The organism is Mesorhizobium sp. M0848, from assembly GCF_040319805.1.
Classification (GTDB): Bacteria; Pseudomonadota; Alphaproteobacteria; order Rhizobiales; family Rhizobiaceae; genus Mesorhizobium.
Genome location: NZ_JAMYOM010000026.1, coordinates 16229 through 29272, shown reverse-complemented (window position 1 = coordinate 29272; position 13044 = coordinate 16229). Strand labels below are relative to the sequence as shown.

Sequence of the window (13044 nt, the reverse complement as noted above, 5' to 3'; positions counted from 1 at the left end):
CCGGTCAGTTGCGATCGTCCGGGAATACCGGGATAGGCATGAACTCGACGCCATCCTCGGCCAGGCTCTTGGCCTCGTCCAGCGTCGCCTCGCCATAGATGCCGCGCGGGTCGCTCTCGCCGAAATGGATCTTTCGCGCTTCCTCGGCGAACTTGTCGCCGACATAGTCGGCATTCTCGCGCACCTTCTCGGCCATCGCCTTCAGCTGCGCCAGAGCCTGCTTCTGCGCCTCGCCCATGGCGAGCGCTATGGTTTCCTGCTTGCGCGCCGTGGAGACAGCCGGCGCCATCAGCGCTTTCTGCACCTTGTGCGAACCGCAGGTGGGGCAATCGACAAAGCCGCGCTTCTTCTGGGTGTCGAAATCGTCGTTGCTGCGGAACCAGCCTTCGAATTCGTGCTCGTGCTCACAGATCAGGGCAAAACGGATCAAGAGGCTGCACCCCTGAGCCGCGGCGCCTCGCCCAAGCCAGCATTGACGGCGAAATCCCGCGCATTCCTGAGATTGGGGATCTTCTTGCGCGCGGCAAGCGACTGCGCCGGGTCGATCTCGGCGATGATCACCGCCGGCTCGTCATGCGCGGCTTCCGCGATGATACGGCCCCACGGATCGACGATCAGCGAATGACCGTAGGTCTCGCGGCCATCCTCATGCAAGCCGCCCTGCGCGGCGGCGACGACATAGGCGCCATTCTCGATGGCGCGGGCCCTGAGCAGCACATGCCAGTGCGCCTCACCCGTCTGCCGGGTGAAGGCGGCAGGTACGGAAAGCAGGTCGGCGCCGGCCAGTGCCTCGGCGCGGAAGAGTTGCGGAAAGCGCAGATCGTAGCAAACGGCGAAGCCGAGCTTTGCACCCTCGATCTCGGTGACGACGGCCTCGGTGCCCGGCTCATAGGCGGCGGATTCGCGCCAGCTCTCGCCATTGTCGAGATCGACGTCGAACATGTGGATCTTGTCGTATGTCGCGAGCGTGGCGCCGTCCGGCCCGAACAGCAGCGCCCGGTTGGCGAGCTTGCCGTCGGCGCGTAAAATGGCTGTCGAGCCGATATGCAGGAAGACGCCGAGTTCCTTGGCCAGCTTGCGCGCGGTCGAAACGACGATATCCTTGTCCTCGGAGGTGAAGGAGGCGGCGCGAGCTTCCTTGTCGCGGATCAGCGCGCCGGTCATTTCCGGCGTCTGGATGTAGGCGGCACCTTGGCCAGCTGCTTCACGCACCAGCCGTTCGAGATCGACGGCGTTGCGCTCGGGGCTCTCGCCTGAACGCATCTGGATCGCAGCGGCTTTGAAAACACCCATCGTCATTCCCTTAATTCGTCGCGCCGTCAGCGAGCAGTTTGTCGAGCCGGCCTTCGGCCTCCAGCTCGTGGAGATCGTCACAGCCACCGACATGCGTATCGCCGATAAAAATCTGCGGAAAGGTCGAGCGGCCATGCGCCCGGGAGATCATCTCCTGGCGCAGTTCCGGCGAGAAGGAGGCATCGTGCTCGGTAAAGGCTATGCCCTTGCGCTCGAGCAGCCGCTTGGCTGCCGTGCAATAGCCGCACATCATGCGGGTGTAGATCGTGACATCGACCATGACGAATTTCCGCTGTTCGTTGCCGACTTATATAGTCGCGGACTCGTCCGCCCGGAAGTCCCCCGGCAACACACGGGCAAAGGTCAGCACGTCGACGGCGGCCGCACCTCCCCTTTTCAGCGCCTTGGTGGCAGAGCGCACCGTGGCGCCGGTGGTGTAGACATCGTCGATCAAAAGCACCCTGCGGCCGGCGATCTCGATTTCCGCCTCGGCGGGTACCCGAAAGGCGGCCCGCACATTTTCCTCGCGTTCCCCGCGCTCCAGCCCGACCTGCTGGCGGGTGAGTTTCACGCGCCGCACCGCCGAGGGGGCGAAGGGCAATTCACTGAGCGTCGAGACGGCCCTCGCCAGTTCCGCAGATTGGTTGAAGCGCCGCCTGAAAAAGCGCCGCCAGTGCAGCGGCACCGGCACCACCACATCCGCGTCGGCGATGAGATCGGCACCGGCGCGAACCATCCAGCGCGCCATCCATGGTGCCAGATCGGTGCGATCCTGGTATTTCAGCCCCTGCACCATCTGTCGGGCAACGCCGGAATAGGCGACCGCCGCCCGCGCCCGCTCGAAAGGCGGCGGATCGGCAATCGCCTCGGCCGACAGAAAGCCTTCGCCCATATGGTGGGTGAACGGCGTGCCCATGACCGGGCACCATGGCCGCTCCAGCAGCCTGAGCTTCGGCCAGCAGGCGCCGCACAGCACGCCTGGCTGCGAGACATGCCGGCGGCAACCGGCGCAGACCGGCGGAAACAGCATCCGCGCCGGCCAGCCGACAACCGACCGGGCCAGGTTCGTTATTCCGATGGACTTGATCTTGGGCATCGGATCGGCCAGGTGGTTGCTCCTGCACGCCACTATATCAACGATCTCGGAGCGTGGACAAACAAAGGATCTGCCCGTTGCAGCCGATAATGGATACCTCTCTGTGGCTGGCGCACAAGCGGCGCGCGCTTGCCCATCCGGTCGACGGTGCGGACTTTCTCATGCGCCGCACGGCCGAGGACCTTGCCGACCGGCTGGGCGCCGTCGAGCGCAGGTTCGGCAAGGCGGCTGTGCTGTTTTGCCAGACGCCGGCGGCGGCCGAAACGCTCGCCGAAAGCAGCAAGGTCGCCGACATTGTCCGCGTCGAGGCGGACACGGCCTTCCTGAGCGGTGGCGGCGCCGGCTTGATCGCACCGCTCGAAACCGTGCCGTTCGAACCCGAAAGCCTCGATCTGGCGGTGTCGCTTCTGTCGCTGCAGGCCATGAACGACATCCCCGGCATGCTGATCCAGATCCGCCGTGCGTTGCGGCCGGATGGGCTTTTCCTCGGCGCCTTTGCCGGCGCCGGTACGCTTTTCGAATTGCGCGAAAGCCTGCTTTCGGCCGAGACCGAGCTTTACGGCGGCGCCAGCCCGCGTGTCGCCCCGTTCACCGACGTGCGCGATGCCGGTGCGCTGCTGCAGCGCGCCGGTCTCGCTCTGCCGGTCGCCGACGTCGAGACGGTGACCGTGCGCTATGCCAGCCTGTTCAACCTGATGGCGGATCTGCGGGCCATGGGCGAAACCAATGCGCTCACCGATCGCAGCCGGCGGCCGGGCTCGCGCAAGCTGTTTGCCCGCGCGGCGGAAATCTACGCCGAGCGGTTTTCCGACCCCGATGGCCGTGTCAGGGCAAGTTTCTCGATTGTCTGGATGTCCGGCTGGGCGCCCGACGCATCGCAGCAAAAACCGCTGAAGCCAGGGTCGGCCAAGGTCTCGCTGAAAACAATCCTGGAGGCGCCCGACGGGCAATGATCCTGCCCGCAGGCGCGGAAAAGTTGGATCAGGGAGTGGGTGCGAAAGCGTTCGCAAGCTTGCTGTTGTTGTCGCTGAACAGCCAGACGATCCCGTCACGGACCTCACCGATACCGCCGATGATGGCCAGCGACAGCACGGCGATGATCACGCCATATTCGACGGCCGTGGCGCCGGTCTCGTCGTTCAAAAAACCCAGCAGGACTGCTTTCATGGCCTCAACCCCTCTGTCCGGGACCCTACAGCCGACCTGTTAAGAAAGGTTAACGGCAAAGGCTTAACAGGCGATGAAACCGCCGCCTTTCCGAAATCTCTTAACCATGTCAGCAGTCGCCGCTGCTCCTGCCATTGGACCTGATGATGCAGACCGAGCTCGGCTGCGGCTGCAGCACGCTGCGGCGCAGCGTGTAGGTTTCGCGATGGCCGATCGAGCCTGTCGCCGCCATGTCAAGCCCGCCGAAACCATCACGGGCCGACAGCGAGCGTGTCTGGCTGTCGAGGAAAGGGGTTACAATCAGCGCCAGCGCCACCGCGGCCGAACCGAACAGCAGCGTGATGCGCAATATGCCCATGCCCGCATCGGCGGCGCGAAAGCCGCGCTCGGGCCGGATCGAATCCCAATCCCTGTCTAGGCTCATGCTATCGCTCCCCGGCAAATCGACGGCTCGGCCGCGAACGGCCATGCCTCAATTTTTCACGACGAGATAAATCTTCCATTAACGCTGGCTGATACACGCCTCGGCCAGGAACCGACCGAACGCGAGCCTCAGAGAAGATCGATGAGGAACGGGATCAGCGGCGCGTCGGCCGGCGGCATCGGATAGTCGCGCATCTGCTTCGGCCGCACCCATTTCAGCGCCTGCCCTTCCCTGGGATGGGCTATGCCGCGAAAGCGGCGGCAGATGAACAGCGGCATCAGCAGGTGGAAATCGTCGTAGGAATGACTGGCGAAGGTGAGCGGCGCCAGGCACGGAATGTCGGTTTCGATGCCGATTTCCTCATGCAGTTCGCGAATGATGCATTGTTCGGGCGTCTCGCCGGGCTCGACCTTGCCGCCGGGAAATTCCCACAACCCGGCAAGTTGCTTGCCCTGAGGCCGCTGCGCCAGAAGCACCCGGCCGTCGGCATCGACAAGCGCGCAGGCGGCGACCAGGAGCAGGCGCTTGCCGGCGGTCACGACATCATTCATGACCCGGCGGCCGGCGGTAGTGGTAGCGATAGACTTCCTCGAAGCCGAGCGAATGGTAGAGCGCCAGCGCCGGCACATTGTTGGCCTCGACCTGCAGCCAGGCTTCCCGCGCGCCCCGCAGCCGCGCCCATTTGAGCGCCGACAGGATCAGGTTGCGGCCATGGCCCCTGTTGCGCGCCAATCTGTCGGTGGCGACCTCGAACAGGCCGGCGAGATCGCCGTCATGGACGCAGATAAGCGTCGCCAGCGCCTCGGCTCCATCTTCGAGCGCGAACAGCCCGGCTTCGGGCTGGATGGCGCCGATGATCTCCGACAGGCCGGGCCGCAGCGAAACATCCGAACCGCTGACCTTGAGCAACGCGCCGATGAAGCGGCTGATGTCCTTGAGCGGAATCTGGTCCATGGCGGCGTCGAGCTGCGCGCCGGCCAGCGGCAGCCGCATGACCAGCGACTCGTCGAACCGGCTCCAGCCCTCGCGGTCGAGATGGCTGGCGAGATCTGGACCCGACAGCGGCGACATGCGGAACGTCAGCGGCCTTCCATAGGCATCGAAACGGCGGCTGGCCCGGCCGATACGGTCGGCCATGTGCATGATATCGCCGGGATCGAGCGGATTGACCGAGTTCAGCCGCTTGGCAGGATGGCCGGCGGTCAGCCGCACCACCCAGGTGCCGTCATAGTGGACGGCGGCTGCCGGCCAGGCGCGAAAGCCGGCCGCCTCGTAGCGGCGTACGATCGCGAGCATGCTTGCCGGATGCCTGGAGCTCAAAACCGTCAGCTCCGATAATCGCCATTGATGGCGACATATTCCTTGGTGAGATCGCAGGTCCACACCGTCGCCTTGCCGCGGCCGATGCCGATATCGGCGCGGATACGGATGTCGTCGCGCTTCATATAGGCCGACGTCGCCTGCTCGGAATAGCCAGGATCGCGCTCGCCTTCATGCGCCAGCCTGTTGTCGCCGAACCAGATCGACAGCCGGTCGCGATCGGCGGGCTCGCCGGCCTTGCCGACGGCCATGACGACGCGGCCCCAATTGGCATCCTCGCCGGCGACCGCCGTCTTGACCAGCGGCGAATTGGCGATCGACAGCGCGATGCGCTTGGCCGAGCGCGCCGATTTGGCGCCGGTGACGGTGACTTCGACCTGCTTGCGGGCGCCCTCGCCGTCGCGCACCACTTGCAGCGCCAGCGATTTCAACACCTTGCCGAGTGCCCGGCGGAACGCGCCGAGACGGGCATCCTTGGGGTCGGTTATCTCTGGCGCGCCACGCTTGGCAGCCTTGCCGGTGGCGAAGATCAGCAGCGTATCGCTGGTCGAGGTGTCGCTGTCGACGGTGACCGCGTTGAAGGTCTTGGCCGTGCCGCGCGACAACAGGTCCTGCAGAACAGGGGCGGCGATCGGCGCGTCGGTGGCGATGAAGGAGAGCATCGTTGCCATGTCGGGCGCGATCATGCCGGCGCCCTTGGAGATGCCGTTGATGGTGACGTCGGTATCGCCGAGCTTGACGGTCGCGGTCGCCAGTTTCGGATAGGTATCCGTGGTCATGATCGCCTTTGCCGCTTCGGTCCACAGCTCAGGCTTGCCGTTGCTGACCAGTCCCGCGAGCAGATGGCTGAATTTGCTGGTATCGAGCGGCTCGCCGATGACGCCGGTCGAGGCCAGGAAAACCTCCGCTGCCGTGCAGCCGGCCGCCTTCGCGGCCGCCTCGCCGGTCAGCGCGGTCGACTCGCGGCCTCTCTTGCCGGTGAAGGCGTTGGCGTTGCCGGAATTGACGACCAGCACCCGGGCCTTGCCCGCGCCGAGATTCTGCCGGCAGAAGTCGACCGGCGCCGAAGGGCATTTCGATTTCGTGAACACGCCGGCGATCGCGGTGCCTTCATCGAAGACCATGGTCAAAAGATCGGTGCGGTTTTTGTACTTTATCCCTGCCTCGGCGGTGGCGATGCGCACCCCTTCGATTTCCGGCATTTTGGGGTATTTCTTCGGCGCGAGCGGCGAAATCGTCGTGGACATGGAGGCCTCGGGCGGGAAAAATCGCAGGGGAAGGCCGGTTTGCCCGATAGACCGCGCGGGCGCAAGGCGTTTTCGTCGCTCTTGCCCGGGAGCTCGAACCCGCTCGTGGTTAGGCCTGCATTTCAAATCCGATGGCGTCGCCGGGGCCGATGGCGTTATGATCTGCCCCATGGGCAGGCTTGCGATCCTTGCATGGGCATTTCTGGGACTTTTGCTGCTGAGCGCGGATGCGCAGCCGCAACGGCGGGTAGCGCTTGTCATCGGCAACGGCACTTACGCCGAAGCCGGCACGCTGGCCAATCCTGTGAACGACGCCCTCGACATCGCCGACAAGCTGCGCTCGATCGGCTTCGAGGTCGTCGAGGGCAATGATCTCGGCAAGCGTGAACTCGAACGCAGCATCGGCGCGTTTTCCGATGCGCTCCAGGGCGCCGGCGTCGGGCTTTTCTATTATGCCGGCCACGGCCTGCAGGTCGACGGGCGCAACTACATCGTGCCGGTCGACGCCAGGCTGGACGTACCGGTCAAGCTGCAGCTCGAGGCCGTGCCGATCGACGAAGTCCTCGACATCATGGAACAGCAGACCAAGGTCAGCCTGGTGTTTCTCGATGCCTGCCGCAACAATCCATTTGCCCGCAGTCTCAGCCGCACCGCCACCACGCGCTCGGCGAAGGCGCTGGCCGGGCTGGCGCAATTCGATTCGACGCGCGGCTCGTTCATCGCCTTCTCGACGGCACCTGGCGCTGTCGCCATGGACGGCAGCGGACGCAACTCGCCCTTCGCCGCCGCCCTGCTGCGCCACATCGCCGAGCCCGGCCAGAGCATCAACGACATGATGATCGCGGTGCGCCGCGACGTGGTTTCGCAAACCCGCGAAACCCAGCGCCCCTGGGAGCAGGGATCGCTGCTCGAACGCTTCGAATTCGTCTCGGACGGACAACCCGCAGAGCCACAAAGGCCGGCCGCGGCGCCGGCGCCTTCGACGGAAGTCGCCGCACTTGAACGCTCTGTCGGCGACGACAAGGGATCGATCGAGAAATTCCTGCGCCAGGACTATCTGACGCCGGACACCAGGGCGATGAGCGAGACCGTCAAACGGCTCTACGGCCCATCCGCCATCATCTTCGGAACCCGCTACGACGCCGACGCCATCGTCAAGGTCAAGGCCGACTGGTTCGCGCAGTGGGCCTCCTGGTCGCTAAGCATGGAGGCCGGCAGCCTGGAAGTCGCTCCGCAGGGCGAAGATCGCGCCGAGGCAGTCTTTGCGATGCGCTACGACTATCTTCCAAAGGACACGTCGGCGGCACGCCTGACCGGCAAGGCGCGCGTCACGCTTGGGCTGGTCAAGGCCGGCGGCGGCTGGCGTATCGAATCCGAGACATCGCAGGCGATGCAGTAGGCGTGATCCCACGGCCAGCCGGGCAATTTAAGCCGGCAGCGTCTCATAGCGATAGGAATTTTTTCTTGACTCTGTGAGGGCAGCTATGCTACATTTTTGCCCATGGTGCTGATTTGCGCCAGTGACCCGCCGCCCGGCGGGTTTTTGCCTTTGGAGCTTCGCCAACCGACACGCCGGTAGACTTCCAGAGAATAAACTTAACCCCTGCCGCTACCATCCGTTCCTGAAGCTTGAAAACGCGCCGTTTCGTTTGAGCGTCGGGGCGCCTATATTGCCGGCGATAGTGTTGGCGAGGAGACAGAGATGGCCGAGGACGCCGATCCGGCGCGCAGATCGATCGGTGCGCGGCGCAACCCCGACAGCGCCGATGCCATTCTCCAAGCCGCCGAGGCCGTGCTGGTCGAAGCCGGTTATGCCGGTTTTTCCATCGAAGCCGTGGCGCGGCGGGCCCGCGCCGGCAAACCCACCATCTATCGCTGGTGGCCGAGCAAGGCGGCATTGCTGCTTGAGGTCTATCAGCGCCAGAAGCGCGTCGATGTTCCCGATACCGGGCGGCTGGAGGAGGATCTCGTCGGCTTCCTCAAAAACCTGTTCACCCACTGGCGCGAGACATCGTCGGGAAGCGTGTTCCGGTCGCTGATCGCCGAGGCCCAGTCCGACGAGACCGCTGCCGCAGCCCTTGCCGACTACTCGCTGGGCCGACGGTCCCATACCGGCCAGATCATCGAACGCGCCAAGGCAAAGGGCGAAATCCCGGCCGACATCGATTCAGCTGTTGTCGCAGACCTGATCGCCTCCTTCGCCTGGAGACATCTGTTGACCAACCGGCTCGACGAGGATGAAGCGACCATCGGCAAGGCGGTCAACTACGTGATGCGAGGCATAGCTGCGCCCGCCCCGTAAAGATGGCAATGAGAAAGGGCGCGGCAACCCCTGGCTGCCGCGCCCTTTTTCAAGGAGCTATCAGTCTTACTTGGCGCTTTCCAGCGTATCGACCGTCTTCTTCAGGTTCGCGTCGGGGATCTCGATCTTGGCGCCGGCGCGCAGCGACTTGACCAGTGCGAAATACTTGTCGCGGATGACCGCCTGCTTGGCCTGGTCCTTGACGTCGTCGAAGGCCGGCGGCTGCTTGGTGCGCTTGTCCTCGAGCTTGATGACATGCCAGCCGAACTGCGTTTGCACCGGCTGCTCGGTGTATTTGCCGACCTCGAGCGCGGAGGCCGCCTTGTCGAACTCCGGCACCATCTGGCCAGGTCCGAACCAGCCGAGATCGCCGCCGCTGGTCTTGCCCGAGGGATCGCTGGTGTGCTCGTTGGCGAGCTTCTGGAAGTCGGCGCCGCCATCGAGCTGCTTGATGATGGCCTCGGCCTCTTCCTTGGTCTTCACGAGGATGTGACGGGCATGCAGCTCATTGGTGGGCGGCGTGTTGGCGATTTCCTGGTCGTAACGGGCGCGGACCTCGGCGTCGGTGACCTTGTCGACGACGCCCTGCTCGACCATCTCGCCATGCAGCGCGCGCTGCTGCAGGAAAGCCATGCGGCGCTGGAAGTCGGGATCCTTGTCGAGCCCTGTGGTGACCGCCTCGGCGGCCATGACGCGGATCTCGATGGCAGCCGAAAGGGCGGCGGCACGGCGCTGCTCGGGCGGCAATTGCGCGAACTGCTGCGACAATTCCCCTTCGGCAAGCACCAGATCTGCTTCGGTCAGGGGCTGGCCGTTGACCGTGGCGATAACCTTGTTCGGATCGACCGGTGCGGCGGCTGGCGCTGCTGCATCCGCCGGAGCGGGAGCGGTTTGCTGCGCCATCAGCGGCGAGAGCGAAAGGGCCGACAGGCCGACGGCCAAGCCAAGGCTGGCGAGCGACGCGCGGCGGAACAACAGGGACATAGGGTGACTCCGGTGGGGATTGAAAGAGGGTGGCTTCCAGATCGGCCAGATTGTGGCGGAATTTGGCGCAGCCAGCAGGGCCGGCGCGGCGTTGACATCAGTTGAGCCCCCTCTTATCTGTCCAACGACTTTGCGTCCAGAACCGTTTTCCGGGCGCTTTTTGTGTTTGCCAGTGTTCACTAATGTGTTTGCCAGTGTTCACGTGGAATTGATGGGGCCGGCCGGCGCTCATCTCAAGATTGAGAATTCTATCGAAAGGACCATTGGATGGTCAGTCTCGGCGGTCTCGCCCGTAAGGTTTTCGGTTCCTCCAACGACCGTCGGGTCAAATCGACCCGGCCTCGTGTCGAGGCAATCAACGCCATGGAAAACGAGATGCGAGCGCTTTCCGACGAGGAGTTGGTCGGCCGCACCGCGAAATTCCGCCAGGACATCGCCAATGGCGCCACGCTCGACGACCTGTTGATCCCGGCCTTCGCCACCGCCCGCGAGGCAGCGCGCCGCGTGCTCGGCATGCGCCCCTTCGATGTCCAGCTGATCGGCGGCATGGTGCTTCACAATGGCGGTATTGCCGAGATGCGCACCGGCGAGGGCAAGACCCTGGTCGCGACGCTGCCGGTCTACCTCAACGCGCTCGCCGGCAAGGGCGTCCACGTCGTCACCGTCAACGACTATCTGGCCACCCGCGACTCCGAATGGATGGGCCGCGTCTACAAGTTCCTCGGCCTCTCGGTCGGCGTCATCGTCCACGGCCTTTCCGACGAGGAGCGTAGCGCCGCCTACGCCGCCGATGTCACCTACGCCACCAACAACGAGCTCGGCTTCGACTATCTGCGCGACAACATGAAATACGAGCGCGCCCAGATGGTGCAGCGCGGTCACAATTACGCGATCGTCGACGAAGTCGATTCCATCCTGGTCGACGAGGCGCGCACGCCGCTGATCATTTCCGGTCCGCTCGAGGACCGTTCGGAAATGTACAACACCATCGACACCTTCATCATCCAGCTGCAGCCGCAGGATTATGAGATCGACGAGAAGCAGAAGACCTCGATCTTCACCGAGGAAGGCACCGAGAAGCTCGAGAACCTTTTGCGCGACGCCGGCCTGCTCAAGGGCGAGTCGCTCTACGACGTCGAGAACGTCGCCATCGTCCACCACGTCAACAATGCGCTGAAGGCGCACCGGCTGTTCCAGAAGGACAAGGACTATATCGTGCGCAATGGCGAGATCGTCATCATCGACGAGTTCACCGGCCGCATGATGCCGGGCCGCCGCTATTCGGAAGGCCTGCACCAGGCGCTCGAAGCCAAGGAGCATGTGGCGATCCAGCCGGAGAACCAGACGCTGGCCTCCGTCACCTTCCAGAACTATTTCCGCCTCTACAAGAAGCTCTCCGGCATGACCGGCACGGCGCTGACCGAGGCTGAGGAATTCGGCAACATCTACGGTCTGGAAGTCACCGAAATCCCGACCAATCTGCCCGTCGTGCGCATCGACGAGGACGACGAGGTCTACCGGACTGTCGAGGAGAAATACAAGGCGATCGTCAGGGAGATCCGCGAAGCCAGCGCCAAGGGCCAGCCGACGCTGGTCGGCACCACTTCCATCGAAAAGTCCGAGCAGCTGGCCGAGCGCCTGCGCAAGGAAGGTTTTACCGATTTCGAAGTGCTGAACGCCCGCCATCACGAGCGCGAGGCGGCGATCGTCGCCCAGGCCGGCAAGCCCGGCGCCATCACCATCGCCACCAACATGGCCGGCCGCGGCACCGACATCAAGCTCGGCGGCAATGCCGAGATGCGCATCGAGGATGAACTCGGCGACATGCCGACCGGACCCGAGCGCGAGGCGCGGGAAAAGGAAATTATTGCCGACATCGAGCGGCTGAAGGAAAAGGCGCTGGCCGCCGGCGGCCTCTACGTGCTGGCCACCGAACGCCACGAATCGCGCCGCATCGACAACCAGTTGCGCGGCCGTTCCGGCCGTCAGGGCGACCCCGGCCGCTCGAAATTCTTCCTGTCGCTGCAGGACGATCTGATGCGCATCTTCGGCTCCGAGCGCATGGACGGCATGCTGCAGAAGCTCGGCCTCAAGGAAGACGAGGCGATCATCCATCCGTGGATCAACAAGGCGCTGGAAAAGGCGCAGAAGAAGGTCGAGGCGCGCAACTTCGACATCCGCAAGAACCTTCTGAAATATGACGACGTCTCCAACGACCAGCGCAAGGTGGTGTTCGAGCAGCGCATCGAGCTGATGGACGGCGAGGGCCTCTCCGAAACGATCGCCGAGATGCGCGAAGGCGTCATCGACGAGATCGTCGCCAAGGCCATTCCCGAAAACGCCTATGCCGAGCAGTGGAACGTTGCCGGGCTGAAGGCCGAGATCGCCGAGTTCCTGAACCTCGACCTGCCGGTCGAGGACTGGGCCAAGGAAGAGGGCATCGCCGAGGACGATATCCGCGAGCGCATCGCGCAGGCCGCCGAAGCCGCCGCCAAGGAGCGCGCCGAGCGTTTTGGCCCCGAGGTGATGAACTATGTCGAGCGTTCGGTGGTGTTGCAGACGCTCGACCATCTGTGGCGCGAGCACATCGTCAATCTCGACCATCTGCGTTCGGTCGTCGGCTTCCGCGGCTACGCCCAGCGCGATCCGCTGCAGGAATACAAGGGCGAGGCGTTCGAGCTGTTCCAGGCCATGCTGGGCAATCTGCGCCAGGCCGTCACCGCGCAGCTGATGCGCGTCGAATTGGTCCGCCAGGCCGCTGAGGCACCGCCCCCGGAAGCCCCCGACATGTTCGGCACACATATCGACGGCACCACCGGCGAGAACGACTTCGAAGGCGGCGAAACGGCGCTGCTGGTCCGCCCGGAGACAACCGCCGTCGTCGCTCCCGAAGACCGCGACCCCAACAACCAAGCCACCTGGGGCAAGGTCGGCCGCAACGAAGCCTGCCCCTGCGGCTCGGGGAAGAAGTACAAGCATTGTCATGGAGCTTTCGCGTAAAGCGAACGCTTCCCTTCTCCCCGTCACTATACGGGGAGAAGGTGGCCCGCAGGGCCGGATGAGGGGCGGCGCTGACGTTACCGATTAGCGCCGCTAAAATCCGGCGAAGGCCGCTCAGTCGGCGGCCGCAACCACGCCCTTGTCGGTTCGACCCACCATTTGCTCACGCGAAGTCGCGCATAAGCGCGTCTTGTCGCGCACAGCCCGATCT

General features: G+C 64.4%; 14 protein-coding genes. 4 read left to right on the top strand and 10 right to left on the bottom strand.

Annotation, left to right across the window (positions count from 1 at the left end; genetic code table 11):
• Positions 1-4: 4 nt before the first annotated feature.
• The 4 genes from NKH95_RS26180 to NKH95_RS26165 are packed head-to-tail and all read right to left on the bottom strand — an operon-like array spanning position 5 to position 2401.
• The gene (locus NKH95_RS26180) at positions 5-430 is read right to left on the bottom strand and encodes a DUF1178 family protein (protein WP_023811158.1); all 426 of its coding nucleotides are present in this window, start codon (positions 428-430) and stop codon (positions 5-7) included.
• Complete coding sequence (locus tag NKH95_RS26175; RefSeq protein WP_023811157.1) at positions 427-1293, bottom strand: carbon-nitrogen hydrolase family protein; 867 nt, start codon at positions 1291-1293, stop codon at positions 427-429. The genes NKH95_RS26180 and NKH95_RS26175 overlap by 4 nt, the downstream gene beginning before the upstream one ends.
• A gap of 10 nt (positions 1294-1303) precedes the next feature.
• Positions 1304-1573 (bottom strand): glutaredoxin 3, encoded by a 270-nt coding sequence (gene grxC, locus NKH95_RS26170; protein WP_023811156.1) that lies wholly within the window; start codon positions 1571-1573, stop codon positions 1304-1306.
• Positions 1574-1600: 27 nt separating this feature from the next.
• The gene (locus NKH95_RS26165; protein WP_023811155.1) at positions 1601-2401 is read right to left on the bottom strand and encodes a ComF family protein; all 801 of its coding nucleotides are present in this window, start codon (positions 2399-2401) and stop codon (positions 1601-1603) included.
• A gap of 65 nt (positions 2402-2466) precedes the next feature.
• Between NKH95_RS26165 and NKH95_RS26160 the strand changes: the two genes are divergently transcribed.
• Positions 2467-3342, top strand: coding sequence for a class I SAM-dependent methyltransferase (locus NKH95_RS26160; protein WP_352585065.1), 876 nt, complete (start codon positions 2467-2469; stop codon positions 3340-3342).
• Positions 3343-3370: 28 nt separating this feature from the next.
• Here the strand turns inward: NKH95_RS26160 and NKH95_RS26155 are convergent, their stop codons facing one another.
• From NKH95_RS26155 to argJ, 5 genes are all read right to left on the bottom strand, one after another.
• Complete coding sequence (locus tag NKH95_RS26155; protein WP_352441702.1) at positions 3371-3556, bottom strand: Flp family type IVb pilin; 186 nt, start codon at positions 3554-3556, stop codon at positions 3371-3373.
• A gap of 109 nt (positions 3557-3665) precedes the next feature.
• The gene (locus NKH95_RS26150; protein ID WP_352585067.1) at positions 3666-3980 is read right to left on the bottom strand and encodes a hypothetical protein; all 315 of its coding nucleotides are present in this window, start codon (positions 3978-3980) and stop codon (positions 3666-3668) included.
• 128 nt (positions 3981-4108) lie between these two features.
• On the bottom strand, positions 4109-4531 hold the full coding sequence (locus NKH95_RS26145; protein WP_292455459.1) for a (deoxy)nucleoside triphosphate pyrophosphohydrolase: 423 nt from the start codon (positions 4529-4531) through the stop codon (positions 4109-4111).
• On the bottom strand, positions 4524-5276 hold the full coding sequence (locus NKH95_RS26140) for a GNAT family N-acetyltransferase (protein ID WP_352753242.1): 753 nt from the start codon (positions 5274-5276) through the stop codon (positions 4524-4526). The genes NKH95_RS26145 and NKH95_RS26140 overlap by 8 nt, the downstream gene beginning before the upstream one ends.
• A gap of 29 nt (positions 5277-5305) precedes the next feature.
• Positions 5306-6547, bottom strand: a complete 1242-nt coding sequence (argJ, locus tag NKH95_RS26135; RefSeq protein WP_352613265.1) for a bifunctional glutamate N-acetyltransferase/amino-acid acetyltransferase ArgJ — start codon at positions 6545-6547, stop codon at positions 5306-5308.
• 169 nt (positions 6548-6716) lie between these two features.
• Here argJ and NKH95_RS26130 point away from each other — a divergent pair, with 169 nt between their 5' ends.
• Together NKH95_RS26130 and NKH95_RS26125 are read left to right on the top strand one after the other, a co-directional pair.
• Positions 6717-7946, top strand: coding sequence for a caspase family protein (locus NKH95_RS26130; protein WP_352893704.1), 1230 nt, complete (start codon positions 6717-6719; stop codon positions 7944-7946).
• Positions 7947-8249: 303 nt separating this feature from the next.
• Positions 8250-8849: a TetR/AcrR family transcriptional regulator gene (locus tag NKH95_RS26125; RefSeq protein ID WP_352893702.1), complete on the top strand. Its 600-nt coding sequence runs from the start codon at positions 8250-8252 to the stop codon at positions 8847-8849.
• Positions 8850-8915: 66 nt separating this feature from the next.
• Here NKH95_RS26125 and NKH95_RS26120 read toward each other — a convergent pair whose 3' ends face one another.
• Positions 8916-9833, bottom strand: coding sequence for a peptidylprolyl isomerase (locus NKH95_RS26120; RefSeq protein ID WP_352893700.1), 918 nt, complete (start codon positions 9831-9833; stop codon positions 8916-8918).
• A 267-nt stretch (positions 9834-10100) separates the two neighbouring features.
• Here NKH95_RS26120 and secA point away from each other — a divergent pair, with 267 nt between their 5' ends.
• Positions 10101-12833, top strand: coding sequence for a preprotein translocase subunit SecA (gene secA, locus NKH95_RS26115; RefSeq protein WP_352893699.1), 2733 nt, complete (start codon positions 10101-10103; stop codon positions 12831-12833).
• The last annotated feature ends 211 nt before the right edge of the window (positions 12834-13044 follow it).

Excerpts from the sequence above, each read along its gene's own strand:
- NKH95_RS26175 (WP_023811157.1), bottom strand. The coding sequence starts at position 1,293 with ATGGGTGTTTTCAAAGCCGCTGCGATCCAGATGCGTTCAGGCGAGAGC.
- grxC (WP_023811156.1), bottom strand. The coding sequence starts at position 1,573 with ATGGTCGATGTCACGATCTACACCCGCATGATGTGCGGCTATTGCACG.
- NKH95_RS26155 (WP_352441702.1), bottom strand. The coding sequence starts at position 3,556 with ATGAAAGCAGTCCTGCTGGGTTTTTTGAACGACGAGACCGGCGCCACG.
- NKH95_RS26150 (WP_352585067.1), bottom strand. The coding sequence starts at position 3,980 with ATGAGCCTAGACAGGGATTGGGATTCGATCCGGCCCGAGCGCGGCTTT.
- NKH95_RS26145 (WP_292455459.1), bottom strand. The coding sequence starts at position 4,531 with ATGAATGATGTCGTGACCGCCGGCAAGCGCCTGCTCCTGGTCGCCGCC.
- NKH95_RS26140 (WP_352753242.1), bottom strand. The coding sequence starts at position 5,276 with ATGCTCGCGATCGTACGCCGCTACGAGGCGGCCGGCTTTCGCGCCTGG.
- argJ (WP_352613265.1), bottom strand. The coding sequence starts at position 6,547 with ATGTCCACGACGATTTCGCCGCTCGCGCCGAAGAAATACCCCAAAATG.
- NKH95_RS26130 (WP_352893704.1), top strand. The coding sequence starts at position 6,717 with ATGGGCAGGCTTGCGATCCTTGCATGGGCATTTCTGGGACTTTTGCTG.
- NKH95_RS26125 (WP_352893702.1), top strand. The coding sequence starts at position 8,250 with ATGGCCGAGGACGCCGATCCGGCGCGCAGATCGATCGGTGCGCGGCGC.
- NKH95_RS26120 (WP_352893700.1), bottom strand. The coding sequence starts at position 9,833 with ATGTCCCTGTTGTTCCGCCGCGCGTCGCTCGCCAGCCTTGGCTTGGCC.
- secA (WP_352893699.1), top strand. The coding sequence starts at position 10,101 with ATGGTCAGTCTCGGCGGTCTCGCCCGTAAGGTTTTCGGTTCCTCCAAC.